This is a genomic window from Mesorhizobium sp. IMUNJ 23232 (assembly GCF_044326205.1).
GTDB lineage: Bacteria > Pseudomonadota > Alphaproteobacteria > Rhizobiales > Rhizobiaceae > Kumtagia.
Map to the genome: position 1 here is coordinate 214,172 of NZ_JBIRCY010000004.1, position 25,864 is coordinate 240,035.

Consider the following 25,864-nt stretch of genomic DNA (forward strand, 5'->3'; position numbering starts at 1 on the left):
TAGAAGACGACCCCTTGTTCAGCGCCTGCTCAAACGGGAGTGTTCGGCGATGAGATCGATGTATCGGACGGCTGCCGCCGGATTTTTCGTGGCCGGCGCGGTTTGGCCAGCAGCGATGCCAGCTTCTGCCCAGTCGAACACCGGCGGCTGCGCGCTGGAGCAGGTCGGCGGCACGGAGCGCCACATCGTGCGCTGTGATAGCGGCCTGTCGATCATCGCCGAGGCCGGCGCGCAATACAATTTGCTCGACCGCGACAGCAACGGCCAGACGGACGCCGTAAAGCTCGACGGCAAGGCGCTGATGTTGGAATTTCCGGACGGCGGCGCCCCGGCCGGTTTCGAGGTGATCACGCCGCAAGCCATCGCCGCGGTGCGCGGCACCATATGGATGGTGGACGCCGAGGCCGGGCAGACCTCGGTCTTCGTCCGGCGCGGCAGCGTCGCCGTTACCCGCACCGACGGCGAGCAAGGTGTGACGCTTGCGCCGGGCGACGGCGTCGATGTCGGGGCCGGCTCGGGACCGCTGACGGTGCGCCAATGGCCAGCGGCTCGCGTCGCGGCGATGATGGCGCGCTTCGGTCAATAGTTTTCGCATGCACCCAAAGATCCTGCCGGTGCTGATCGCGGTCGTGCTGGCCGGCCTGTGGGGTGCGGCACTAGGCTTCGCGCATCTCAACGGCGGCATCTGGTTCCTCGACCGGGTCGAGGCGACGATGGCGGATCTGCGCCTGACCCTGCGCGGGCCAAAGCCGGCGCCCGGCCTCGTCACCATCGTGGCGATCGACGACGAGACGGCGCAGCAGGCCGGCGGCTATCCGCTGCCGCGCGCCGTCCTCGCCCGCCTCGTCGGCGAGATCGCCCGGATGCAGCCGAAAGCGATCGCTATCGACCTGTTGCTCGTCGATCCGGGGCCGGGGGACGGTGACGCGCTGCTGGCCGAGGCGCTGAAGGTCGCACCCTCGGCAATCGCGGCGGCCGCCGTCTTCCCCGAGGACCGGCAGGCCGCGCCGGGCAGCGGGCCGATCGAGGGCGTGCCGATGGCCGAACGCCTGCTGCTGCCGCAGAAGATGTTTTCGGACGCAGCCGCCATCGGCGTCGTCAACGTCGCAACCGACCAGACCGGCACGCCGCGCTTCGTGCCGATGCTTTTCCGCAGCGGCGGCCGGGTGGAGACGTCGCTGCCGCTGCGTGCCGCCTCGATCGCAACCGGGACCGATCCAGTGATCGAGCCCGGACGTATCCAGGTCGGCGACAAGAATATTCGCACCGATATCGGCCAGGCGCTGCCGCTTTCCTTCTACGGCCCGCGCGGCACGATCCACACCGTCAGCGCAGCCGATGTGCTGGCCGGCCAGATCGACCGCGGCCTAGTCGAAGGCCGGATCGTGGTCATCGGCGCGACCGTCACCGGTGGCGGCGACGTGTTTCCGACGCCTTTCGATCCGGTGCTGCCCGGCGTCGAGGTCGTCGCCACCGCCATTTCGCATCTGATCACGGGCGACAGCCTGGTGCGCGACCGAACCACCCGCCTCGCCGATGCAGGCATCGCGGTGGTGCTGCCCATTGTCATGATCGGACTGCTTGCCTGGCGCCGCAATGCAGCCGGCCTGATCGCCGCCGCCGCCGTGCTGGCGCTGGTGCTTGCCGTCAACATGCTTCTGTTCCGGCAAGGCATTTGGCTGAACGCGGCGCTGCCGGTCGCCGCCGCCGCGCCGCCGGCGCTGCTGTTCGGCGGCGCGCAGATCTGGCTGGGGCGGCGGCGCGCCCAGCATTTCGCTACGCAGAGCGCGCTGCTGCAGCGCATCCAGGCGCCGGGCATGGGGCAATGGCTCGCGCGCGACCCGGATTTCCTCGCCGAGCCGGTGCGCCAGGACGCCGCCGTGGTGTTCGTCGACCTTTCCGGCTTCACCGGGTTGAGCGAAACACTCGGCCCTGGCGCCACGCGCGAACTGCTCGACGTGTTCTACGACATGGTCGCCGACGAGGCGGCGGCCAGCAGCGGCGTGGTCACCAGCTTCATGGGCGACGGCGCGATGATTCTGTTCGGCCTGCCGCAACCGGAACCGGTGGACGCGGCCAATGCCGCCCGCTGCTGCGTATCCCTGTCGCGCCGCGTGGGCAGGTGGATCGCCACCCTGCCGGCTCCGGTCGCCTCGCGGCTCGGCTTCAAGATCGGCGCGCATTTCGGCGTGGTCGTCGCCTCGCGGCTGGGTCGCGGCGACAGCCAGCAGATCGCGGTGACGGGCGACACCGTCAATGTCGCCAACCGCCTGATGGAGGTGGCTGCGAGCAGCCGGAAACCGGTGGCGGTCAGCGACGCGCTGCTGAAATCATCCGGCCGGGCGCCGTTTACCAATGGCCGGCTCAGCGGTCCGACGCGCACCGCCCTGCGCGGCCGTGCCGGAACGCTTGCGGTTTGGGTGTGGCAGGAAACGGCGTAATGCAGACCTGACTCCCCTTGAACGGGAGACCGCGCCGCCCGCCTAACCCACACCCATCCTGTTCCACGCATCGAGCCCGGCGATCTTGTAGGCTTCGGCCAGCGTCGGATAGTTGAACGTGTTGTTGACGAAAAAATCCACCGTGCCGCCGAGGTTGATCACCGCCTGACCGATGTGGATCAGTTCGGTGGCGCCCTCGCCGACGATATGCGCCCCAAGCAGGCGGCGGGTGTCCAGCGAGAAGATCAGCTTCAGGAAGCCGGAATCGACGCCCATGATGTGGCCGCGCGAGGTCTCGCGGAAGCGCGCTACGCCGCATTCGTAGGGCTCTCCACTCTTGCGCACTTCTTCCTCCGACTGGCCGACGGTAGAAATCTCCGGCACGGCGTAGATGCCGTAGGGAAAGGTGGCGGGCGGCGGGGGAAGCGGCACGCCGAAGGCGTGGCAGGCGGCCACCCTGCCCTGTTCCATCGAGGTCGAGGCGAGGCTGGGGAAGCCGATGACGTCGCCGGTGGCATAGATATTCGGGATGGAGGTCTGAAACGTCTGCGGGTCGACCTCGATGCGGCCGCGCGAATCCGCCTTGATGCCGATGGCGTCGAGCCCGAGACTGCCGACATTGCCGCTGCGGCCCGCTGCGTAGAGAAGAATGTCGGTGCGCACCACGCGGCCGTCGGCCAGCAACGTCTCGACGCCGGTCGGCCCAACCTTTACTTCTTTCACCGCCGCGCCGAGCCGCAGCGTGACGCCGCGGTCGCGCAACTGGTGCATGAAATCGTCGACCAGTTCGCGATCGACGAAATCCAGAATGGTCTGGCGGGATTCGATCAGCGTCACCGGCACGTCGAGGGCGGAAAAGATGGTGGCATATTCGACGCCGATCACCCCGCCGCCAACCACGGTCAGAGTGCGCGGCAGCGTCGTCAGCTCGAGGATGTCATCGCTATCGAACACGCGCTTGCCGTCGAACGGCACGGTGTTGGGGCGGAACGGCCGCGTGCCCACCGATACCAGCGCATTGGTGAAGCCGACCTCGCTGTGGACGCCGGCGTCGGTGGTCAGCGCCACCGTATTGGCATCGACGAATTTCGCCGTCGCCTTGGTCGAGCGCACCGCATTGCGCATGAACTGGTGCTGCAGCACCTCGACCTCGTGGTCGAGCGTCTTGTGCAGCCGGGCGATCAGGTCGGCCATGACGATGTCCTGCTTGACCCGGTAGCCGCGGCCGTAAAAACCGCGCTCGCGCCAGCCCGACAGGTTGAGCACTGTCTCGCGAAGAGTCTTCGACGGGATGGTGCCGGTGTGGACGGACACGCCGCCCAGCCGCCTGCCCTTGTCGACCACCAGCACCGAGCGCCCGAGTTTTGCCGCCTGGACCGCCGCGCGCCGGCCCGACGGCCCACTTCCGATGACAATCATGTCGTAGGTGTCCATCGAGTGTCCCCGCAGATGGGTGGCGCCAATCCGGTCAAACTAACGCGACCTATCATTGCTGCACTGCAAATAAACGACAATTTCAGGCGCAACTCAAATCGTTTTAACTGCGAGAAAACGGTGGTTCGGCTTGCCAGCAGCGTCACTCGTGGACTGCCGGAAAACTTGAATCCCACATGCCACGCACCATTTGAGTCAGAGAGCCGGCCGATGACAAATCCCGGCCCGTGGCGAGGCGAAGGCGAAATGAACGAACAGGTGCTTCACGGCGAGATTCTTGGGTCGCGGCTGGACGATGTGCGCGCTTATGACGGCGTGCGAACGCGCCGCATCTTTGCGTTCCTGCTCGATTACGTGATCGTATTGCTGCTGCTCATTCCTTTCGGCATCGTCGTCTTCATGCTCGGCCTGCTCACCTTCGGGCTTGGATGGGGCCTGTTCGGCGTTCTCGCGCCGCTGGTCGCCATCATCTATGTCTGGAACACGCTGGGCGGCCGCAACCAGGCGACGCTCGGCATGCGGGCCTTCGGCATCCGCCTCGACCGCCTCGACGGAAAGCCGGTCGACGGGCTGCTGGCGGTCGTGCACTCCGTGCTGTTCTGGGCTGGCAATGTCATCCTGACGCCGCTGATCCTGCTGGTGACGCTGTTTTCCGACCGCAAGCGCACGCTGCACGACCTGCTGCTCGGCACGGTGGTAACGCGCTCGGACCGGTGAGGTATCCTTAAACCAAGGCTGGCCTAGCCGTTTGCGCTCGCAACCGGCCGGATAAATTGGCTAGGTGCTCGACCGGTTCCATCGAGCGCCAGAATGTCCGACCTCTTCGCCTATGCCTTTGTTCTTGGGCTTCTCTTCAACGCGACGCCGGGCGCTATTCTGGCGGAGAGCCTTCGCCGGGGACTGCGCGGCGGTTTCAATCCCGCCCTTGCCGTCCAGATAGGTTCGCTTTCAGGCGATTTCGCCTGGGCCGTTCTCGGGCTACTGGGCGCGGCTGCGCTTTTCACGCTCCCATATATCGAAACGCCGCTCGCGATAGCCGGTGCCTTCCTGTTGGCCTGGACTGCGTGGCAGGCGCTGCGCGACGGCTTGTCGCCCATGCCGACCTACGATCCCGCTGCGAATGCCGATGTCGGGCGCTCCGCGATGAAAGCAGGGGGCGCACTGTCGCTCTCAAATCCGCAGAACATCACCTATTGGGCTGGTCTCGGTGGAACGGTCACGGCGCTTGGCGTCGCCGATCCCGGCTGGACGGCGTTCACGGTGTTCCTTGCGGGCTTTATGGCGTCCTCGGTCCTGTGGTGCTTTTTCTGCGCCGGGGTAATAGCATGGACGCGACAGTTTATCGGCCCGCGCACGTGGATCATTCTCAACCTTGGCTGCGCTCTCGGGCTGGCCTATTTCGCCGTTCTGGTCGTGGCTCGGACACTCGGGTAGATCGCCCGGCCAAAGCTCTCGCGCACCATTGTGATCATGCGCTATAACTCCACCGTCATTCTCCTGTTGAATTTTTCGCCATTGCAGCCAAGGTAGAGCGATTCATGGACTCCTTCGGACTCTGATGACTCACCATCCGACCCAGTCGCCCCAGTTCTTCCTGACCGCGCCGTCCCCCTGCCCCTATATTGACGGCCAGTTCGAGCGGAAGGTGTTTACGCACCTGGTGGGCGACAAGGCGCCGGAGATGAACGACCTGCTGACGCAAGGCGGGTTCCGCCGGTCGCAGAACATCGCCTACCGCCCGGCCTGCGAGTCCTGCCGATCCTGCGTGTCGGTGCGCATCCTCGCCGGCGAGTTCCAGCCCACCCGCAATATGCGCCGCGTCATCGCCCGCAATGCCGACCTGATCGGCGCCATGCACGACGCCGAGCCCTCCACCGAGCAATATTCGCTGTTCCGCACCTATCTCGACGCGCGCCACCGCAAGGGCGGCATGTCGGAAATGACCGTGCTCGACTACGCGATGATGGTGGAGGACACGCATGTCGACACCAAGGTGATCGAATACCGCCGGCGCGGGCGGGACAGTTTCATCACCGGGCGCGGCGAAGGCGAGCTGATCGCGGTCGCGCTGTCCGACAAGATGGCCGACGGCCTGTCCATGGTCTATTCCTACTTCAACCCGGCGCATGAGGACCGCTCGCTCGGCACCTTCATGATCCTCGACCACATCGCCCGAGCCCGCGCCGAGGGCCTGCCCCATGTCTATCTCGGCTATTGGGTCAACGGCTCGCGCAAGATGAACTATAAGGTGCGCTTCACGCCACAGGAACATCTCGGCCCGCGCGGCTGGGAGCGGTTTCCAAAAGACAGTTGACGACCGGCCGGCCCGCTCCGTCCATCCGCACGGATCCGCCTTGGCCACCCCTGACATCAATCACCGCAAGGGCCTGCTCATCACCGGCATCGGCGGCCTGACGCTGACGGTCGACGTGCCGCTGATCCGGCTTGCCGACGGCGACCACTGGTCGATCCTGCTGCTGCGCAGCAGCACGACGCTGGTTGCGACGCTGGCGATCTGGCTTGCCTGGCGCGCCTTGCGGCCGCAAGCGCCGCAACTGGTGCCGGGCCGCAGCGGGCTGCTGGTCGCCGTGCTCTACGGCCTGTCGTCCGTGACCTTCATCACCGGCGTCTTCTACACGTCGACGGCCAATCTGGTGTTCATCCTCGCTTTCAACACCATGTTCGCCGCCCTGCTCTCCTGGCTGTTCCTCGGCGAGCGGCCTGCGCTCTCGACGCTGCTCGCCATGTTCTGCATGGCCGGAGGTGTGTTCATCATCGTCGGCGACTCCATCGGCAGCGGCCATCTCTTCGGCGACCTGATGGCGCTGACCACGGCGCTGCTTATCGCCTCGGCGATCACGGTCAGCCGTGCCAGCGGCAAGGACATGGGGTTTACGGCGCTGATCGCGGTCGTGGTGCCGCTCATCATCGCCGTCGTCATGGTGCGGCAAACCGGCTTCCGCGCCGAAGCGCCCTGGTGGATCATCTTCAACGGCGCGGTGATCATGCCCGTCGCCTTCTTCTGCCTCGCCAACGGCCCGAAATACCTGTCCGGCCCCGAGGTCGCGATGTTCTATCTGCTCGAGACCGTGCTGGCGCCGATCTGGGTATGGGTGATCTTTGCCGAGGCGCCAACCCGCAACAGTCTGATCGGCGGCACGATCCTGATCGGCGCGCTCGTGGCGCATTCGCTGTGGCAGCTCACCTATGGGCGAAGGCGCGTGACGAGCGCCGTCCACCAGGTGTGATGGCTTCCGGAAGGACAGCCCTGGCCAACCCCGTCGCCCGGCAACCGCCGGGCCGCTACACCAGCCCCACCACCGGCACCAGCGCGCCATGCATGGCCGAAGCGCCGTCCGAGCACAGGAAGGCGATGACGGCGGCGAGCTCGGCCGGCTTCACCCATTTCGAAAAATCGGCCTTGGGCATGGCGGCGCGGTTTTCAGGGGTGTCGATGACGGAGGGCAGCACGCAGTTGACGTTGATGCCATGGCCGCGCAGTTCGGCGGCCATCGATTCGGTCAGCCGCATCACCGCGCTTTTCGACGCCGTGTAGGCGCCCATGCCGGCAGCGCCCTTCAGCGCGGCGGTGGAACCTATCGTGACTATTTTTCCAGACTTCCGCGCGATCATGCCGGGCACGGCTGCCCGCACCACGTTGACCATGGTGGCGACGTTGAGCCGCATCATGCGCTCGGCAAGTTCCGGCGGTGCCTCGTAAACCGCGCCACCCATGTCGAAGGCACCGGCAATCGCGCAGACAGCGTCGATGCGCCCGCATACGCGCTCGGCCTCGGCTACCGCACCAGCGGCGGCCTCGGCATCCGTCAGGTCGGCGGCGAGTTTCAGATGGTGCGGGGCGATGTCCGGATAGGCGCGCTCAAGGCTTTCGGGCCGCGAACCGATCAGCACCAGACGCGCGCCTTCTGCTTCGAAGGCGGCTGCCGTTGCCTTGCCGAGATTGCCGGTGGCGCCGGTGATCAGGACGATTTTTTCAGCCATTGTTTGCCGCCTTCGGTTGCTTGCGCCTGAAATATTCCAGCGTGCCGCGATGCAAAACCTCGTCGCCGGCGACAAGTTCGTGCGGCTCGATGGTCGAGGCATCAGCCAGCCGTTCGTAGAGCGGGCCGAAATCCTCGTAGCAATCCTTCAGCAATTGCTCGAAACTGTCGATGACGAAATAGATTTTTTGAAAATCGTCGATGATGTAGCTGGTGCGCATCACCCGCTCCAAATCGAAGGCGACGCGGTGCGGCGAATGATCGTCGAGCGCGAACAGGCTCTCGGCGGTCGACGACATGATGCCGGCGCCGAAGATGCGCACGCTTCCCGCCTCGCGGATCAGGCCGAACTCCACCGTGTACCAGTAGAGCCGCGCCAGATTCGCCAGCCGCCCGAGCTTCAGCGCGCGCTGGCCGCCCTGGCCGTAGGCCTGGATAAAATCGGAATAGACCGGATTGGCCAGCAACGGCACATGGCCGAATATGTCGTGGAAAATGTCCGGTTGCTCCAGGTACTCCATCTCCTTCTCGGAGCGGATGAACGCGCCGGTGGGAAAGCGCTTGTTGGCGAGGTGGTCGAAGAACACGTCGTCTGGCACCAGGCCGGCCACCGGCACGACGCGCCAGCCGGTGATTTTTTCCAGCCGGTCGCTCAAGCGCCGCATGTCGGGCACGCCGCTTTCCGACAGTCTTAACGCCTTGACTGCCTCCAGAAAGTCGTTGCAGGCGCGCCCTTGCAGCACTTTTTGCGAGCGCGCGAACAGCCGGTCCCAGCGGCCGTGCTCGTCGGGCGAATAGGAATTCCAGTCCTGGTCGATGGTGAAGTCGGGATTCTTCGGGGCGTTTTCGTAGCGGTTCTTCGCGGGCTCGTCGGCCCGTACGGCAGCATTCGTCGCCATGTCTTCCTCCTCGGCTCGAGGCATTGCCTCGATATGACGGAGCGGGCCTTTCGCCCGATCGGCATGGCCCGCCGGTTCGATGAGGAGATTGTGAACCCGATGCGCTGAAAAATCTTGCCTATCTTGCGTGACGACAGGCCAATTGTGGTGATATCCTCCAATCGAGCCAAAGTTCCGAAAGGATTTTTCATCTGATGAGAACGGAAGAAAACGACCGCAAAATCCTGCGTGAATTGCAGCGCGACGCGACGCTGACGCTCAAGCAGTTGTCGGACCGGCTTGCCATGTCGCAATCGACCATCTGGCGGCGTATCCAGGAGATGGAGCAGTCCGGCGTCATCCTCGGCCGCGCCACGCTGGTCGACCCGCTGGCGGTCGGCTTGAGCGTGTGCGTGTTCGTGCATGTCAACATGGTCGCCCACAGCACCGAAATCCGCGGCGCCTTCGAGGCTTTCGCGCAGAACGCGCCGGAAATCGTCGACTGCTATTCGGTCACCGGCGCGCATGACTACACGCTGATCGTGCGCACCCGCTCGGTGGAGGAATTCGAGAGTTTTCTGATGCGCGAGGTACTCGGCCACCCAGGCGTCGCCACCGCCTCGTCCAACTTCGCGCTTCGCCAGCACAAGCGCAGCGCCGTGCTGCCGATCTGAGGTTTTACCCCGCCTGCCGCTTTCCGGCGTCCTGGTCCAGCGCCAGCGGAAGCTGCGGCGGCTCGACCGGCACGGCTTTGGCCGCCTCGTCGGTCAGTTCCACCTCGCGCAGCCATTCGCGCCAGATCGCCACCAGCAGCGCCATCAGCACCGGGCCAATGAACAGGCCGAGGAATCCCATGGTCTTCACGCCGCCGATCAGCCCGAAGAAGGTCGGCAGGAACGGCAGCTTTATCGGCCCGCCGACCAGTTTGGGCCTCAGCGTCTTGTCGACGATGAAGAGTTCCACCGAGCCCCAGATGAACAGTGCCAGCCCGGCAATGTGCGAGCCGCTGGAGACGAGATAGATGGAGACCAGCGTGAAGGACAGCGGCGCGCCGCCGGGGATCAGCGCCATGATGCCGGTCAGCACGCCCAGCGTCACCGGCGACGGCACACCGGCGATCCAGTAGGCGACGCCGAGAACCACGCCCTCGCCGATGGCGATCAGCGTCATGCCGGTGACGGTCGAGCTGATCGTCGCCGGCACGACGCGCGAGATGCGCTCCCAGCGGGTCGGCACGATGCGTTCGCCGACACGATCGACCTGGGCGGCAAAATGCTCGCCGTCGCGATAGACAAAGAACAGCGCGATCAGCATGAACAGCAGCGTCAGAAGCAGGCTGAAGGCGCCGCCGCCGGCCGCCAGCACGGCGCGGTAGATATTGCCGATATTGGCGCCGCTGGTGATCTGGATCAGCTCGCCGATGGCGCCGGGATGCCCGACATATTGCGCCCAGCGCTCGTTCAGCCACTCGCCGACCCAGGGCAGCGCGGCAATCCATTCCGGCGTCGGCGCGCCGTTGCGGTTGGTCTCGAAGGCCCAGCCGATCCATTCCCGCACCTCGTGTACGGCATAGCTGCCGGCAATGGCGATCGGAACCACCAGGAAGATCAGGATCGCCATGATGGCAATCGCCGCCGCCACGGTTCGGCTGCCGTCCACCAGAACAAGCAGGCGGCGGTAGAGCGGCCAACTGGCGAAGGCGATCACCAATGCGGCCAGCACAGGCACGACAAAACCATGGAAGAAATAGATGCCGGCGGCGATCACCAGAAGCAGCAGCCAGCGCGCCGCAGACAGGGGCGGCACCACGGCGATGCGCGTCGGCGTCGCCGGACCCATCAGGCGCGGCTCGGTCGGCATCTTTCGGGATTCGTGCCTGGTCAAACGCACGGTCTCCGCAACGTTAAGGGTGCGCTCGCCGGCCGGCAGGCGCTGCCGCATTCCCTATAGCGCAGAAATCCTTGCCACACGGCAAATTTTCGTGACGCTTACGCAGGAATGGCACGGCTGCGTGGGATTCGTGTGACGGGAAAATCTGCTTGAATATCGCTGAGACGGTCGCCAAGCTGGAACACCCCTCATCCGACCTCGCTTCGCTCGGCCACCTTCTCCCACAAGGGGAGAAGGTCGGAGCATTGCATTTTCGTCTCCGCAAATCTCCAACGTTTGTGATTGGCAATGGGGCCAGCGCAACGCTCTCCCTTCTCCCCTTGTGGGAGAAGGTGGCCGAGCGAAGCGAGGTCGGATGAGGGGTGTTGGACGGAGCGCCAAATGGACGGCCCGCACCTTACTCCGCCGCCACCGGATAAACCTCGCTCGGCTTCGGCACGACATGCAGCCCGTGCCCGTGAGCCGGCGCCGCATCCGGCTCGTCGGCCGAATTCGGCCGCACAATCCAGCGGAACGCCTTCGCCGTCCAGATCGCCGCGTCGTCCATGATCGTGTAGAAGGACGGCACGAACACCAGCGACAGCAGCGTCGACACCAGCAGGCCGCCGATCACCGCGATCGCCATCGGCGCGCGGAACTCGCCGCCGTCGCCCAGCCCCATCGCCGCAGGCACCATGCCCGCCGACATGGCGATGGTGGTCATAACGATCGGCCGCGCCCGCTTGCGGCCGGCGTCGATGATCGCCTCCTTGCGCGAGATGCCGTGCTTGACCTCCTCGACCGCGAAATCGACCAGCATGATGGCGTTCTTGGTGACGATGCCCATCAGCATGAGGATACCGATGACTACCGGCATGGAGACGGCCGAATTGGTCGCCCAAAGGGCGGCCACCACGCCGCCGATCGCCAGGGGCAGCGAGCCGAGGATGGTGAAGGAGTGGAACACCGAGCCGAACAGCAGGATCAGCACCACCAGCACCAGCATCAGGCCAGTCGTCATGGCGGTGGCGAAGCCGGAAAACACCTCGCCCATGACTTCCGCGTCGCCGGTCTCCTGGATGCGCACGCCGGCCGGCATGTTTTTCACCTCCGGCAGCGCCCAGACGGTGCCAAGTCCTTCGCTGAGCTCGGCGCCCTGCGCCATGTCGGCGCCGATGACCACGCGGCGCTCGCGGTTGAAGCGGTTGATCGACGACGGGCCCTGGCCGAACTTGACGCTAGCGACGGACGACAGCGGCACCGTGGCGCCGCCCGGCGTCGGCACCGGCAGCGTGCTGACCACCGACAAATCGTCCTTGGCCCGCTCGTTCAACTGTACGCGGATCGGAATCTGGCGGTCGCCAACCGTGAACTTCGCCAGATTGGCGTCGATATCGCCGATGGTGGCGACGCGCAGCGTCTCGGAAAGGGCGGCCGTCGAGATGCCAAGCTCGGCCATGCGCACGAGGTTCGGCACGATGATGACTTCCGGCCGGTCGAGCGCGGCGTTGGAACTCACGGCACGGAATTTGCCGCTGGCGGTCATGGCGCTCTGAATCTTTCGCGCCTGCTCGTCGAGAACGGCGCCGTCGGTGCCCATCACGCCAAAAGCCAGCGCCCGCTCGCCGCGGTCATTGACGAAATGGACCCGTAGGTCCGGAATGACCGCCAGCTTCTGCAGCAGCGTCTCCTCGATCTCGTATTGCGGCACGTCGCGCTCGGACTTGTGTTTGAGATCGGCGACCACGGTGGCGCGGCGCGTCTCCAGCGTGCCGGTCGGGCTGGCCCCGCCGATCACATAGACATTCTCGACCTCAGGCACCTCGCGCATGAGCTTCGTCACCTCGTCGGTGGTCTGGCGGGTATCGTCGAGCAGGCTGCCGGGCGGCAATTCGAGCGAGAAGACGATGCGGCTGGCATCCTCGCGCGGGATGAAGCCGGACGGCAGGAAGCCCGTCGCGTAGATCGACCCGGCGAAGAAGGCGATGCCGGTGATCAGCGTCAGCCAGCGGAAGCGCAGCGTGCCGCGCAGCAGCGCCACGTAGCCGCGCAGGAAGATTCCGGGCTTCGGCTCGGCATGTCCGTGGCCGCGCAGGAAATAGGCAGCCATCATCGGCGTCAGTAGGCGCGCGACCAGCAGCGAGAAGAACACGGCGACCGCCACCGTCAGGCCGAACTGCTTGAAATACTGGCCGGCGATGCCGCCCATGAACGACACCGGCGCAAAAACCGCCATGATCGTCGCCGAAATGGCGATGACCGCCAGGCCGATCTCGTCGGCAGCCTCCAGCGACGCGCGCCAGGGCGACTTGCCCATCTTGACGTGCCGGACGATGTTTTCGATCTCGACGATCGCGTCGTCGACCAATATGCCGACGACCAGGGTGATGCCGAGCAGGCTGACGAGGTTGAGCGAAAAGCCCATCATGTCCAGCGCCCAGAAGGTCGGGATGATGGACAACGGCAGAGCCATCGCGGCAACGATCGTGGCGCGGATGTCGCGCAGGAAGATCAGCACGACGATGACCGAGAGTGCCGCGCCTTCCAGCAGCATTTCCATCGCCGATTCGTAGTTTCCTTCGGTGTAGGTGACGGAATCGTCGACCTTGCTGATGCTGATACCGGGGTTGGCTTCCTGCAGTGCGGCTATCGCCGTCTCGGCACGCTGGTTGACCTCGACGTCGCTCTCGCCCTTGGCGCGGAAGATACCGAAGGACACCACGGTCTGGTTGTTGACGCGGGCAAAACTCTTCGGCTCGGCCCAGGCGTCGGTCACCGTGGCGATGTCGGAGAGTTTCACCATGCGCCCGGCCGAAAGCGGGATTTCCAGCGCCTCCAGGTCTTCCACCGTCTTGGCGCCGCCCAGCGCGCGGATCGCCTGGTCGCGGTTGGCGAATTTGCCACTGCCGCCGGTCAGGTCGACATTGGCGGCCTTCAGCGCCCGGTTCACGTCGCCGGCTGTCACGCCAAGCGCATTCAATCGGTCGGGATCGAGATCAACCTTGATCTCGCGGGTCACGCCGCCGTAGCGGTCGACGCGGGCAACACCCTTCAGGCCCTGCAGCTTGCGGATCACCGTGTCGTCGACGAACCACGACAGTTCCTCCAGCGTCATTGCGGGAGCCGAGACCGCGTAGGTCAGGATCGCCTGGCCCTCCACGTCGATGCGCTTGACGACAGGCTCGTCGGCTGTCGCCGGCAGGTCGCTGCGGATGCGCTCGACCGCGTCCTTGACGTCGTTGACGGCTGTCTGGGTGTCGACTTCCAGCCGGAACTCGATCACCGTCTGCGAGTTGCCCTCGGTGATGGTCGAGGTGACGTTCTTGACGCCGGAAATATTGGCGACCGCGTCCTCGACGCGCTTGGTGACCTGCGTTTCAAGCTCGCTCGGCGCTACGCCCGGATCGGTGACGGTGACGTCGACCAGCGGCACGTCGATGTTGGGAAACCGTGTGATCGGCAGTTTGTCGAAGCTCATCAGCCCCAGGATGAAGAGCACGATGAACAGCAGGATCGGCGGAACCGGGTTGCGGATCGCCCAGGCGGAAAAGTTCCAGCTCATTTGGCGATGGCTCCGGTTGTATCGGCGCGCACCGGCGTGACGAGATCGCCGTCGGCGACAAAAGTGCCAGCACGCGCAACCACTTCCTCGCCTTCCTTGACGCCTGACACGATCTCGACGCTGCCGGCGGCACGCGCCCCGAGCTTCACCGGCGTGGTGGCGACACGGCCGTCATGCACCACCTGAAGCAGTGGCGTTTCGCCATGATAGAGCACGGCCGAGACCGGCACGGATAAGCCTTCGCGGCGGACAAGCTCGATCTCGCCGCGCGCAAAACTGCCGGCGCGCGCCGGGGCGTCCTTGGGCAGCGCGATGCGGATCAGGCCGAGCCGCGATTTCATGTCGACCTCGGGCGCGATGCGGCGGATGGTGCCGGCTATTCTGTGGTCGATGCCGGGCAGCGACACCTCGCTCTTCATGCCGACCGCGAGACGCGGCAGCGCGGTTTCGGCGATGCTGGCCTCTAGCTCGAACTCGCCGTCAATCGCCAGCCGGAACAGCGGCCCGCTGGTGGGCGACACAACGCCGCCCATCGTCGCCGCACGGGCAAGCACCAGCCCGTCGGCGGGCGCGCGCACCTCGGTCTTGTCGATCTGCACTTCGATGCCCTTGATCTGGGCGTCTGTAACCGCAAGCTGCGCCTGGGTGGCGGCCATCGCCTTGACGGCGGAATCGAGTTTTGCCCGTGCGCTGGCCGCGGCATTGTCGGCATTGTCGAGTTCGGCCTGGGTGGCGACTGCCTTCTTCTTCAGGGCCTCTGCCCGCGCAAAGGCTTCGTCGGCCTGCTTCACGCCGACCTTGGCGTCGGCGATCTGCGCCTCCATCTGCGCGACACTCGCCTCGCCTTGGGCACGGGTCGCCCGCATCTGGGCGAGCTGGGTGTCCAGCATCGAGCGGTCGAGGGTGGCCAGCACATCGCCCTTCCTGACGACGTCGCCGATGTCGGCATTGAGCGCCGTGACGATCATGCCGTTCAAATCGGTGCCGGCTGCCGCCTCGTCGCGCGCCACGATGGTGCCGTTGACGGACAGGATTTCGACAAGTTCCTTGCGCTCGGCCGTGATCACGCGGATCGCCGGCGGCGCCTGGGTTGTCGCGGGCGCGGCTTCGCTTGCGGCCACGCTTGGCGACGGCAGGCCGGCCAGCATGGTTGCGGCCAGGGGGATTGCGGCGAACGCGGAATACGACTTGGTACGGACCATTTCTTCTCTCGCGAGAGGAGACAAATTTACGGGGTTCAGACAGTCTCGGGGCGTCTGGTCGGGCGCAGCATGCCCACCACCATCGCCCTCAGCAGCACTTCCAGTTGATCGAGCGGCACGCCCATTGCCGGCATGTCGTTCAGCGCCATGCCGTGGGCGATCGACATCAGCGTCGGCAGAAGCACGTCGAGCCCGACCGGAGGATCGATCTCGCCGCGCTCGACCGCGCTGCCGATGTAGTTTGCGAACATGGTTTGCACCTCGACCATGTTCTTCATGCAGGTCGTCTCGACCGCCGGATTGCGCATCGCCTCAGAACAGATTTCGGCAAAGAGCTTGGCGTTGTCGTCCTCATGCATGTGACGGATATGGGCCATCGCGCCGAACACCAGCCCTTCGACGACATCCGGCTCCTGCAGCACCTTCGCGAACAGCACCGCGTCCTCGCGGCGGTCTGCCTCGCAGATCGCCTCGACAATGGCCTCCTTCGACGGAAAATAGCGGTAGAGCGCGCCGGGGCTCATGCCGACCTCGGCGCAGATCTCCTGCATCGACGCGCCCTTGAAGCCGGAGCGGATGAAACACGCCTTTGCCGCATCGAGGATGCGCTGCGTCTGCTGCTCGCGACGCTCGGCGCGGGTCGGCGCCTGCCCTTCGGCAAGCTCGATCGGGCCGTAGCTGTTTTCGACGAGGTCATCCATTGCAATGCCGGCGGAAAGAGTGAACGTTCATTCTCAATTTATGCGAATGATCGTTCGCAGTCAATATGCTGCAATGCGGAAGGTATGCCGTACTTGTACGCTCCTGACGAATGCTGTCAAACCGAGTAGTGCCGCGCACCCGCTCGCCCGCGGGTGAATGCACAGCGCCCGAGGCCGTCATGGGGCTCGGGCGCCGGACACGCAGGCCTTCTTCCGCAATTCTTTGAGATGGAAGTCTATGCGCTCTGCACAGCTGCCCGGCTTCGATCAGCCAAACTTGCCGGAGCGCGGAAAACCTTTTGGAACCATGCGTCCGGCGGCGGCGCGGTTGCCCAGCCACTCCGTCAGTTCGGCTTTCGTGCGGGTAAAGGTCCGGCCGGACGAATCCTGCCAGGTCAGGCCGTCATCCATGCTGAAAAGCTTGATGTCGAGCACGCCGCCATCCTTGTAGCGTTGCAGGCGGACGCCCTTTCCGCGGGTCATCTCGACCACTTCCGACAGCGCAAAGACCAACATCTTGCGGTTCTCGCCGACGATCGCGACATGGTCGCCCGACACCGGAATACAGCGCACGGCCTCGTCTGGGCTCTTGATGTTCATCACCTGCTTGCCCTTGCGGGTGTTGGCGGCAACCTCCTGCTCCGGCACGACAAAGCCGTTTCCGGCGCGCGACACCAGCATCAATTTTCGCTTCGGGTCGTGGACGAACGCCGTCACGATGTCCTGGTCATTCTCCATGTCGACGATGATGCGGATCGGTTCGCCATGGCCGCGCCCGCCGGGCAGCCGGTCGGCGCCGATCGTGTAGAATTTTCCACCGGTTGTGAACACCAGGATCTTGTCGGTGGTCTGCGCCGGAAAAGCCAGCTTGAGACTGTCGCCTTCCTTGAAGGTCAAGAGCGACAGGTCGGTCAGATGGCCCTTCAGCGCCCGCAGCCAGCCTTTCGCCGAGACCACGACGGTGATCGGCTCCTTCTCGATCATCGCCTGGTGGATGTCGGCCACGTCGTGATCGGGAGCTTCCGCGAAGGTCGTCCGGCGTTTTCCCAATTCCGGATTGTCCTCCGGCCCGAAATCGCGCCGCGCCTTCTGGATCTGCCAGGACACCGTCTGCCACTGCTTGGCATCGGAGGCGAGCAGCGCCTCGATCGACGCTTTTTCGGCGGTAAGCCCATCGAATTCCTTGCGGATCTCGATCTCTTCGAGTTTTCGCAGCGCCCGCAGCCGCATGTTGAGGATGGCTTCGGCCTGGGTGTCGGTGAGCGACCAGCGGGCCATCATCACCTGCTTCGGCTCATCCTCCTCGCGGATGATTTTGATCACCTCGTCGATGTTCAGGTAGGCGATCAGGTAGCCGGCAAGGATCTCCAGCCGCCGCTCGATCTCGGCCAGTCGGTGTTTCGAGCGCCGGATCAGGACTTCCTTGCGGTGTTCCAGCCATTCCTGCAGCGCCGTCTTCAGCGACAGGACGTTCGGCACCTTTCCTCGAGACAGCACGTTCATGTTGAGCGGAAAGCGGATTTCCAGGTCGGAAAGCTTGAACAGCGATTCCATCAAGAGGCTGGGATCGACCGTGCGGCTTTTCGGCGTCAGCACGAGGCGGATGTCCTCAGCGCTCTCGTCGCGCACGTCCTCCAGCAGCGGCAGTTTTCTGGCGACCAGCAATTCCGCGATCTTTTCGACCAGCTTCGCTTTTTGAACCTGATACGGAATCTCGGTGACGACGATCTGCCAGGTGCCCCTGCCCTGGTCCTCGGTCGCATAACGCGCCCGCAGCCGGAACCCGCCGCGCCCGGTCTCGTAAGCCTCCTGGATCGAGGCTCGGCTGTCGACGATGATGCCGCCCGTCGGAAAGTCCGGTCCCTGCACGAACTGCATCAAGTCGGCCACGGTTGCCTGAGGGTTTTCAATGAGATGCAGGGCCGCGTCGCACAGTTCGGCGGCGTTGTGCGGCGGGATCGAGGTGGCCATGCCGACCGCGATGCCGGACGATCCGTTGGCGAGCAGGTTCGGAAACGCGCCAGGCAGGACGACCGGCTCCTCGTCCTCCTCATTGTAGGTCGGGCGGAAATCGACGGCGTCCTCGGTGATGCCTTCCAGCAGCGCCGTCGCCACCTCGGTCATGCGCGCCTCGGTGTAGCGCATGGCTGCCGGGTTATCGCCGTCGATGTTGCCGAAGTTCCCCTGCCCGTCGACCAACGGGTAGCGGACGGAGAATTCCTGGGCGAGCCGCACCAGCGCGTCGTAGATCGACTGGTCGCCATGCGGATGGAATTTGCCCATCACCTCGCCGACGATGCGAGCGCATTTGGCAAAACCCTGGTCGGGATTGAGGCGCAAGAGCCGCATGGCATGCATGATGCGGCGATGCACCGGCTTCAGCCCGTCGCGGACATCCGGCAGGGCGCGATGCATGATGGTCGACAGCGCATAGGCAAGGTAGCGCTCCTCGAGCGCCTTCTTGAGGTCGACCGGTTCAATCGAATCGTCGCCGTCTGACCCTTGCGGCGGAAGCTCCTTGCCCATGGCGCCGAGTTAGCGAACCCAGTGATTCGCGGCAAGTGCCGCAAGGCTTTTCACCATGCCAGCGCAGGCTTCTTGCATTTTTTCGGCAATTTCGCTGAATGTGCCCGACGTGCCTTTTTCCGGACCAGTTCCTCGCCAAGAGGAAAGGCGCAGGGATCAAACGACAAGCTCAGGAAACGCCGATGTCCGTCCACCGCAATATTTTGAAAAAACTCACTCTTTCGACATTTCTTCTGACTTCAGCCGTCCTCGGCGCCCAGGCCCAGGACGCCACCGCCGTCTCCCAGCGCCTGAAGGAGTTGCTAGCGCTGCAGGGAACGGAGCTGAGCTGGTCGTCCATCAGCGGCGAGGGCGCAAACTTTTCACTGGAAGGCGCCAAGGTGAACTTTACCGGGCAGCCGCATTCCTTCGAAATCGGCAAGCTGAATTTCCAGGGCGTCAGCGACGACAATGGCGGCTACGCGGTCGACACGCTCAGCACGGAAGCCTACGCCAAGACGCAGGACGGCATGACCTTCGAAATCAGCCCGTTCAAGATGACCGGCGTGAAGCTGCCGGCCGCGGGGTTGACCGATCCGATCGCCAATTTGGTGTTCTATCATGCGGCGGAACTTGCCAGCGTCAACGTCAAGATAGGCGACAAAACAGCATTTTCGCTGGAGAACCTGACGGCCGAGATCACACCGCCCAGCGCCGACAAGGCGATGGAATTCACCGGCGAAGCGGAAAAATTCACCGCCGATCTCACCCTCGTCACCGATCCGCAGGCCAAGGCGGCGATCGAGGCGATGGGTTACCAGACGATCACCGGCTCGCTGGACCTCGCCGGCTCCTGGAATCCGGCCGACGGCCGCATGGCCTTCAGCACCTACGACATCACCGTCGACGACGCCGGCACCTTCGGCATGACCTTCGACATCGGCGGCTACACGCCGGACTTCATCAAGGCCTTGCAGGACGTTCAAAAGCAGATGGCGGCGCAGCCGGCCGGCGCCGACAATTCGGCGCAGGGTCTCGCCATGCTCGGCCTGATGCAGCAACTGACCTTCCAGACCGCCAGCCTGCGCTGGGACGACGATTCGCTGACCGGCAAGGCGATCGACTACATCGCCAAGATGCAGAACATGAAGCCCGACGACATCAAGAACCAGGCCAAGGCGATCGTGCCGTTCCTGACGGCGCAGCTCAACAATCCAGACCTGTCGGCCAAGATCACCGAGGCAGTGACGAAATATCTGGATGACCCGCAGAGCATCGAGGTTGCGGCGGAGCCCGCCGCCCCGGTATCTTTCGCGCAGATCGCGGCGGCAAGCGCGGCCAATCCGCTCGAACTGACCAAATCGCTCGGCGTCACCGTGACGGCGAACGAGGACGAATAGGACGGACGTTTTCCGCGATCGAAAGCCCGGCCGCCGCGCCGGGCTTTTTCTTTTGGGGTCAGGAGATTGCAGGCGCTTACTCGTGCTCTTTGCATGGATGCCGGCCGCTTCCTGTTGCACGGGAGCTACAACGCCCGGTTTCGGCTGCGGAACGGCACAATTCTCCCCGCAAAGCCGACATTCCTCCGCAATCCGGTCCAACTGTGGCCGCGTTCGGCGACGACGTTTCTCGCCGATCCGGAGGGATGTTTCATGATCAAGACTGCCCTGGTTGCCATGACCATTGTCGGCTGCGACTGCGACGCAAAACTCTGCGAGTTCATCGCCGAGACGCCGGCGCAGTGGACGAGCGTGGCGGATTGCGAAGCGGCAATGCGCTCGCAGATCGTCGGCCGCGACAATTTCCGCTATCCGCTGATCTCAGGCGTCTGCCGCACGGTGCCCGATCCGCTGGAGCGGGCCATCGCGGTCTCGACCTCGCGCGACGCCACCGCTTCGGCGGCGTTCGACACAACAGCACCCAGGGCCGAGGGGCTCTACGGAAACGTCGTCGCCGGAAGCCGCCAAGTCTTTCGCAGGACCGCCGACGGATACGCGCTGGCGAAGGCCGGGGTCGGGCAAGCGGCCGACGGCACGCTCGGCCTGTTCAGGCGCTCGGCCGCGTATCTGCTCCCTGCCGGCTGGGTGGAGCCGCCGGCAGAGCAATTGTCCAGCCGTTGACTACTGTCCGCAGGACGACCCCGAAGCCCCGCAAAAAATCCGCTTCCGACAGGCTGCAGCCCTCCCCCACCATCGGCACGTGGATGAAGCCGCTGGCGCGGGGCGAAAACCCCTCGCAGGCGGCTGCCAGCGACAGCGTCAGCACGGCATTGCAGAGATAGCCGCCGGCGTCGTCCGACCACAGGACCGGCAAGCCTTCGGCTGTGAGCGCGTCATGGATCGCCTGCAGCGGCAGGCGCGACGACAGGACCACCGGCGCCTCGCAGATCGGGCCGTCCGGCGGCGCAAAACCGCTGTTGTCGGGCTTGGCATTGGCGAAGGCGTTACGTCCCAGCCGCTCCAGCCGGAAGCCACCGCAGCCATGCGCCAGGCCGAAATGCAGCGCGATGTCCGGCGAAAAATCCTTGCCTATCTCCGAAAGGCGCCGCCCGACCGCGCGGTAATCGACGGGCAGGAGTTCGGCGCGGAAAGCCGCCATGCCATTTAGCGCAGGCGGCTCGTTGCGCAGCCGCTCGACCAACCTTTGCGACGGATTGACCGGCGAGCCGGGAAACGGCTCGAACCCGGTGACAAGCACGCGCGGCAGGTTTTTTGCTCCCGCCGCGCCGCCCATCGGTCAGGCCGGCTTCTTGTCCGCCACGACACGCAGCGACAGTTCGCGCAACTGCGTCGGGGTGGCCGGGGACGGAGCGCTCATCAGCAGATCGTAGGCCTGCTGGTTCATCGGGAACATGGTGACTTCGCGCAGGTTGGTCGCGCCGACCAGCAGCATGACGATGCGGTCGACGCCGGCCGCCATGCCGCCATGCGGCGGCGCGCCATACTGGAAAGCGCGGTAGAGGCCGCCGAAACGCTCCTCGACCGTCGCGCGGTCCAGCCCGACCATCTCGAACGCCTTAACCATCGTCTCCGGCAGATGGTTGCGGATGCCGCCGGAGGCGATCTCAAAACCGTTGCAGACCATGTCGTACTGGAACGCCTTGATGCCCAGCGGCTCCGCCCCCGTCAGCGCGTCGATGCCGCCCTGCGGCATGGAGAACGGGTTGTGGGCGAAGTCGATCTTCTTCTCGTCCTCGTTCCATTCGAAGAACGGGAAATCGACGATCCAGCACAGCGCAAAGCGTTCGCGGTCGACGAGGTTCAGTTCCTCGCCCGCCCGCGTGCGCGCGGCGCCCGCGAATTTGTAGAATTTTTCCGGGTTGCCGGCGACGAAGAAGGCGGCGTCGCCCTCGCCGAGGCCGAGTTGCTGGCGGATGGCTTCTGTACGATCTACCCCAATGTTCTTGGCGATTGGTCCAGCCCCACCCAGATACGTGGTCGCCGATGGCCAAATTACTGGCTCAGCTTCGCCAGCATTCTTGCTGGCATGCCAGTCGTCGACAATCTGTCGGTCGGCAAGTTGTCTAAGAGGGTGACTCATATCACTGTGAGCTTCATCAGGCAGTTCTTCATGCCGCCAGAAGATGTAGCCCAGCCCCGGCTGGCCCTCGCCCTGCGCCCAGGAATTCATCCGGTCGCAGAACGCGCGGCTGCCGCCGGTCTTGGCCGGCACAGCCCACACTTCGGCCTTCGGATCGTTGGCCAGGATGCCGGCGAACACTTTAAAACCCGAGCCGCGGAAATGCTCCGACACGTTCTGCATCTCGATCGGGTTGCGCAGGTCGGGCTTGTCGGAGCCGTATTTGCGGATCGCCACGTCATAAGGAATGCGCGGGAATTCCTGCGTCACCGGCTTGCCGTCGGCGAAAGCCTCGAAGACGCCGCGCAGCACCGGCTCCATGGTGCCCAGCACGTCGTCCTGCTCGACAAAGCTCATTTCGAGATCGAGCTGGTAGAATTCGCCCGGCAGCCGGTCGGCGCGCGGGTCCTCGTCACGGAAACACGGCGCAATCTGGAAATAGCGGTCGAAGCCCGACACCATGATCAACTGCTTGTACTGCTGCGGCGCCTGCGGCAGCGCATAGAACGTGCCGGGGTGGATGCGGCTTGGCACCAGAAAATCGCGCGCTCCTTCCGGCGACGACGCGGTCAGGATAGGCGTCGAGAACTCCGTGAAACCCACCTCGCCCATGCGCTTGCGCATCTCGGCGATGATCTTCGTCCGCGCCACGATGTTCCTGTGCAGCGTGTCGCGGCGCAGGTCGAGGAACCGGTATTTCAGGCGGATGTCCTCGGGATAGTCCGGCTCGCCGAACACCGGCAGCGGTAGCTCCTTCGCGGCCGACAGCACTTCGATCTCGCTGGCATAGAGCTCGATCTCGCCGGTCGCCATGGTCTTGTTGACGGTCTCGGGCGCGCGCGCCTTGACCTCGCCGTCGACACGGATGACCCACTCACCGCGCACCGTCTCGGCCACCTTGAAGGCCGGCGAATCCGGGTCGGCGACGATCTGGGTGATGCCGTAATGGTCGCGCAGATCGATGAACAGCAACCCGCCATGGTCGCGGACGCGATGCACCCAGCCCGACAGGCGCACCGCCTGCCCCACTTCCGATTTCCTCAATTGTGCGCAGGTATGGCTGCGGTAGCGATGCATTTCGATATCCGATCGGTGATTTGGTTTGCAGGGACAGCACAAACCGGCCCCTGAAATTCGCGCGGACAAGCGCATGGAGGGGAAATTTTGTCAAGGTGACGGTTCGGTTGCGCCGGAACTGACGACGCTTGCGGCGCTAGTCTTCCCTGGCAAGAGTCTCGATGTATTTGTCCAGCCGATCGAACACCTCCTCGCCGGGAATGGGCGGCGTCGGATCGTCACGCGCGGCCTGTATCTTGGCCTTGAGAAGCTGCAGGCGGACCTCCGGATGCGCTTCCAACTCCTGCAATTCGGTAAATGCGACAAACGCCGCTTCTCGCGCCGACTCGTAGGTGCCGTCCGCAATCTTGGCTCGCAGCCAATCCGCCAGTCCCTCCGGCAGGAAGACTTCGAAGGTCAGGCCGCGTTCGCGGATGCGGCGCTTTATCCGCTCTTCCTCCTCCGGCGTGAAAGAGCGGGCCTTTCGCGCCCTCATGACCGCGTGCCTTCCGCCGCAAGAAATCGTATTCGCCCACGCTCGCCCGTCGCCCGATGAGGTCTTGCAACGATCTCGACGTCTTGATCGAAAGCCGTAAGAAACCCCATCAGCCGCTCGACCGAGTATTCCCTGAAATGTCCCTTGAACATGCGCGAGACTTCGGGCTGGCTGATTCCCATCAAGGCGCCTGCCTTGGCCTGGGTCAGGCCATCGGCATTGGTCAGCCGATAAAGCTCCGCCACGATCTGGGCCTTCAGGAAATGGGCTTCGGCATCCGGCAATCCCAGTTCGGCGAAAATGTTGGAATCACTTTCGTGCACTTCAATCTTATCGGCGCTCATGTTCCGCGCTCCCTTTCGTTCTTGCCGCGTGGTCCGCTTCCGCGTCGCGCAACCGCCGGCTGATCAGGTCGATATCGCTCTGCGGGGTCTGGATGCCCTGCTTGGACTTCTTCTTGAAACTATGCAGGATGTAGACCGCCGTCTCGAACCGGACCGTGTAAACGGCGCGATAGGTATCGCCGTCAAAATCCTCGATCAATTCCACGACACCGCTTCCGAATCCTTTCAGCATTTTCGCGGATGGCGGGTGTTGTCCAGTCTGCGCCAAAAACAGTTCGAACCCGAACGCCTCCTGCACCCTCTCCGGAAAAGCGCCATAGTCCCTGCGGCTTGACGCAAGCCAAAGAAGCGGGCGCATCGGTCGAGTGGGTCGGGCCATCCCAAAATCTATGAGTAAATACTCATAGCGTCAACGGTAGGCCCAACGCAAAACCGCTGAAAACACATAGCCCCGGCGGGTTCGAGCCATTATTAGCCAATGCATGTCCGCCATCCGCCCGCTCATCCCCCTCCTCATCGCCGCCGGCATCCTGCTCGGCGGCAACGGCCTGCAAGGCACGCTGATCGCGCTGCGCGGCGCGCAGGAGGGGTTTTCGCCGGCCGTCATCGGTTTCATGGGCACCGCCTATTTCGGCGGCTTCCTGCTCGGCTGCCTCGCCATCGGCCGCATCATGAAAGCTGTCGGGCATGTGCGCTCGTTTTCGGCGCTGGCGGCGATCGCGTCCGCCGGCACGCTGACGCTGGTCTTGGTCATCGATCCGCTGATGTGGTCGGTGATCCGCTTCGCCGCCGGCTTCTGTTTCGCCGGCCTGTTCACCGTCATGGAGGCGTGGCTGAATTCCGGCGCGCCCAACGAGCACCGGGCGCGCGTGCTGGCGCTCTATCGCATGGTCGATATCGGCTCGGTCACAGGAGCACAGTTCCTGATCCCGGTCTTCGGCCCCGGCGGCTTCACCATCTTCGCCATCATGTCGATCATGATCACCCTGTCGCTGGTTCCGGTGTCGCTCGGCGACCGTTCCAACCCAACCGCGCCGGACGACGTGAAACTCGACCTGCCGCGCGTCTTCCGCATCTCGCCGCTGGGCTGCATCGGCTGCATCGCGGTCGGGGTCACCAACAGTTCGTTCCGCACGCTCTCGCCGGTCTACGCCGAGGAACTCGGCATGTCGGTCACCGACGTCGTCACCTTCGTCAGTGTCGGCATCATCGGCGGTGCGCTGATCCAGTATCCGCTGGGTTATCTTTCCGATCGCTGGGACCGGCGCATGGTGCTGCTGGTCTCGACGGTCGGCGCATTGGTAACGGCGCTGGCGCTGGCTTTCCTCGCGGGAAACAATCCGCTGGCGAATTTCGTGCTGGTGTTCGTCTTCGGCTCCTTCGCCATGCCGCTGTTCTCGCTGTCGGCGGCCCACGCCAACGACCGCGCCGGCCCGGGCGAGTTCGTGCTGGTCAACGCGGCGCTCATGCTGTTCTATTCGTTCGGGGCGATCGGCGGACCGTTTTCCGCCTCCTTCGCCATGGAGCGGTTCGGCCCCGGCGCGCTGTTCGGTTTCATCGCCGCCATCTATGTCGTCTTCATCGCCATCATCCTCTACCGCATGCGCGCCCGCTCCAGCGTTCCGGCAAACCGGCGCGGGCGGTTCATCGCCCTGCTCCGGACCTCGACGATCTTCGCGAAGCTGACGCGGCAGGCCGGAGAACCCAGATCAAACGGAAAACCGGACGATGGAAACGGCGACGCGAGCTTGACGAAACCGCCATCGGCTGAAAAGAAACACCGGTAATTCCGGTCA

At 64.6% G+C, this 25,864-nt stretch carries 23 protein-coding genes; 10 read left to right on the forward strand and 13 right to left on the reverse strand.

Annotated elements, in window-relative coordinates; translation table 11 throughout:
* Positions 1-115 precede the first annotated feature (115 nt).
* Together ACH196_RS04680 and ACH196_RS04685 are read left to right on the forward strand one after the other, a co-directional pair.
* On the forward strand, positions 116-586 hold the full coding sequence (locus tag ACH196_RS04680; RefSeq protein WP_396645329.1) for a FecR domain-containing protein: 471 nt from the start codon (positions 116-118) through the stop codon (positions 584-586).
* A gap of 7 nt (positions 587-593) precedes the next feature.
* On the forward strand, positions 594-2,441 hold the full coding sequence (locus tag ACH196_RS04685) for a CHASE2 domain-containing protein (protein ID WP_396645331.1): 1,848 nt from the start codon (positions 594-596) through the stop codon (positions 2,439-2,441).
* A gap of 42 nt (positions 2,442-2,483) precedes the next feature.
* Here ACH196_RS04685 and sthA read toward each other — a convergent pair whose 3' ends face one another.
* Positions 2,484-3,875 carry a Si-specific NAD(P)(+) transhydrogenase gene (gene sthA / locus ACH196_RS04690; RefSeq protein WP_396645332.1) on the reverse strand — a complete coding sequence of 464 codons (1,392 nt, stop codon included), beginning with the start codon at positions 3,873-3,875 and terminating at the stop codon, positions 2,484-2,486.
* A gap of 246 nt (positions 3,876-4,121) precedes the next feature.
* Between sthA and ACH196_RS04695 the strand changes: the two genes are divergently transcribed.
* The 4 genes from ACH196_RS04695 (at position 4,122) to ACH196_RS04710 (ending at position 7,123) form a co-directional block, all read left to right on the forward strand.
* Positions 4,122-4,592, forward strand: a complete 471-nt coding sequence (locus ACH196_RS04695; protein ID WP_396645334.1) for an RDD family protein — start codon at positions 4,122-4,124, stop codon at positions 4,590-4,592.
* Positions 4,593-4,685: 93 nt separating this feature from the next.
* Positions 4,686-5,309 carry a LysE family transporter gene (locus tag ACH196_RS04700; RefSeq protein WP_396645335.1) on the forward strand — a complete coding sequence of 208 codons (624 nt, stop codon included), beginning with the start codon at positions 4,686-4,688 and terminating at the stop codon, positions 5,307-5,309.
* A gap of 124 nt (positions 5,310-5,433) precedes the next feature.
* Positions 5,434-6,189, forward strand: coding sequence for an arginyltransferase (locus tag ACH196_RS04705; protein WP_396645336.1), 756 nt, complete (start codon positions 5,434-5,436; stop codon positions 6,187-6,189).
* Positions 6,190-6,229: 40 nt separating this feature from the next.
* Positions 6,230-7,123 (forward strand): DMT family transporter, encoded by an 894-nt coding sequence (locus ACH196_RS04710; protein ID WP_396645337.1) that lies wholly within the window; start codon positions 6,230-6,232, stop codon positions 7,121-7,123.
* A 55-nt stretch (positions 7,124-7,178) separates the two neighbouring features.
* Here the strand turns inward: ACH196_RS04710 and ACH196_RS04715 are convergent, their stop codons facing one another.
* Both ACH196_RS04715 and phhA read right to left on the reverse strand, forming a co-directional pair.
* Positions 7,179-7,877: an SDR family NAD(P)-dependent oxidoreductase gene (locus ACH196_RS04715; protein ID WP_396645338.1), complete on the reverse strand. Its 699-nt coding sequence runs from the start codon at positions 7,875-7,877 to the stop codon at positions 7,179-7,181.
* Positions 7,870-8,775, reverse strand: a complete 906-nt coding sequence (gene phhA, locus ACH196_RS04720) for a phenylalanine 4-monooxygenase (protein ID WP_396645340.1) — start codon at positions 8,773-8,775, stop codon at positions 7,870-7,872. Before phhA ends, ACH196_RS04715 begins: the two co-directional genes overlap by 8 nt.
* 194 nt (positions 8,776-8,969) lie before the next feature.
* Here phhA and ACH196_RS04725 point away from each other — a divergent pair, with 194 nt between their 5' ends.
* Positions 8,970-9,428, forward strand: coding sequence for an Lrp/AsnC family transcriptional regulator (locus ACH196_RS04725; protein WP_396645342.1), 459 nt, complete (start codon positions 8,970-8,972; stop codon positions 9,426-9,428).
* Positions 9,429-9,432: 4 nt separating this feature from the next.
* Here the strand turns inward: ACH196_RS04725 and ACH196_RS04730 are convergent, their stop codons facing one another.
* From ACH196_RS04730 to parC, 5 genes are all read right to left on the reverse strand, one after another.
* Positions 9,433-10,614 carry an AI-2E family transporter gene (locus ACH196_RS04730; protein WP_396645391.1) on the reverse strand — a complete coding sequence of 394 codons (1,182 nt, stop codon included), beginning with the start codon at positions 10,612-10,614 and terminating at the stop codon, positions 9,433-9,435.
* A gap of 427 nt (positions 10,615-11,041) precedes the next feature.
* Positions 11,042-14,185 (reverse strand): efflux RND transporter permease subunit, encoded by a 3,144-nt coding sequence (locus tag ACH196_RS04735; protein ID WP_396645344.1) that lies wholly within the window; start codon positions 14,183-14,185, stop codon positions 11,042-11,044.
* Positions 14,182-15,387, reverse strand: coding sequence for an efflux RND transporter periplasmic adaptor subunit (locus ACH196_RS04740; RefSeq protein WP_396645345.1), 1,206 nt, complete (start codon positions 15,385-15,387; stop codon positions 14,182-14,184). Before ACH196_RS04740 ends, ACH196_RS04735 begins: the two co-directional genes overlap by 4 nt.
* 35 nt (positions 15,388-15,422) lie before the next feature.
* Complete coding sequence (locus ACH196_RS04745) at positions 15,423-16,088, reverse strand: TetR/AcrR family transcriptional regulator (RefSeq protein WP_396645347.1); 666 nt, start codon at positions 16,086-16,088, stop codon at positions 15,423-15,425.
* A 267-nt stretch (positions 16,089-16,355) separates the two neighbouring features.
* Complete coding sequence (gene parC, locus ACH196_RS04750) at positions 16,356-18,614, reverse strand: DNA topoisomerase IV subunit A (RefSeq protein WP_396645348.1); 2,259 nt, start codon at positions 18,612-18,614, stop codon at positions 16,356-16,358.
* 182 nt (positions 18,615-18,796) lie between these two features.
* On the opposite strand from parC, the gene ACH196_RS04755 reads away from it, so the two are divergent.
* Positions 18,797-19,993 (forward strand): hypothetical protein, encoded by a 1,197-nt coding sequence (locus ACH196_RS04755; protein WP_396645349.1) that lies wholly within the window; start codon positions 18,797-18,799, stop codon positions 19,991-19,993.
* Positions 19,994-20,245: 252 nt separating this feature from the next.
* Positions 20,246-20,713 carry a hypothetical protein gene (locus ACH196_RS04760; RefSeq protein WP_396645350.1) on the forward strand — a complete coding sequence of 156 codons (468 nt, stop codon included), beginning with the start codon at positions 20,246-20,248 and terminating at the stop codon, positions 20,711-20,713.
* On the opposite strand, the gene ACH196_RS04765 is transcribed toward ACH196_RS04760, so the two are convergent.
* The 5 genes from ACH196_RS04765 to ACH196_RS04785 form a co-directional block, all read right to left on the reverse strand.
* The gene (locus tag ACH196_RS04765; RefSeq protein WP_396645351.1) at positions 20,640-21,326 is read right to left on the reverse strand and encodes a hypothetical protein; all 687 of its coding nucleotides are present in this window, start codon (positions 21,324-21,326) and stop codon (positions 20,640-20,642) included. The genes ACH196_RS04760 and ACH196_RS04765 overlap by 74 nt on opposite strands.
* Positions 21,327-21,329: 3 nt before the next feature.
* Positions 21,330-23,249 (reverse strand): aspartate--tRNA ligase, encoded by a 1,920-nt coding sequence (aspS, locus tag ACH196_RS04770; protein WP_396645352.1) that lies wholly within the window; start codon positions 23,247-23,249, stop codon positions 21,330-21,332.
* A 136-nt stretch (positions 23,250-23,385) separates the two neighbouring features.
* Complete coding sequence (locus ACH196_RS04775; RefSeq protein ID WP_396645353.1) at positions 23,386-23,724, reverse strand: hypothetical protein; 339 nt, start codon at positions 23,722-23,724, stop codon at positions 23,386-23,388.
* The gene (locus ACH196_RS04780) at positions 23,721-24,068 is read right to left on the reverse strand and encodes a helix-turn-helix domain-containing protein (protein WP_396645355.1); all 348 of its coding nucleotides are present in this window, start codon (positions 24,066-24,068) and stop codon (positions 23,721-23,723) included. The genes ACH196_RS04775 and ACH196_RS04780 overlap by 4 nt, the downstream gene beginning before the upstream one ends.
* Positions 24,055-24,447 (reverse strand): type II toxin-antitoxin system RelE/ParE family toxin, encoded by a 393-nt coding sequence (locus ACH196_RS04785; RefSeq protein WP_396645357.1) that lies wholly within the window; start codon positions 24,445-24,447, stop codon positions 24,055-24,057. The genes ACH196_RS04780 and ACH196_RS04785 overlap by 14 nt, the downstream gene beginning before the upstream one ends.
* A gap of 103 nt (positions 24,448-24,550) precedes the next feature.
* On the opposite strand from ACH196_RS04785, the gene ACH196_RS04790 reads away from it, so the two are divergent.
* Entirely contained in the window at positions 24,551-25,855 is a 1,305-nt protein-coding gene (locus tag ACH196_RS04790) for an MFS transporter (protein ID WP_396645359.1), read from the forward strand.
* Positions 25,856-25,864 lie beyond the last annotated feature (9 nt).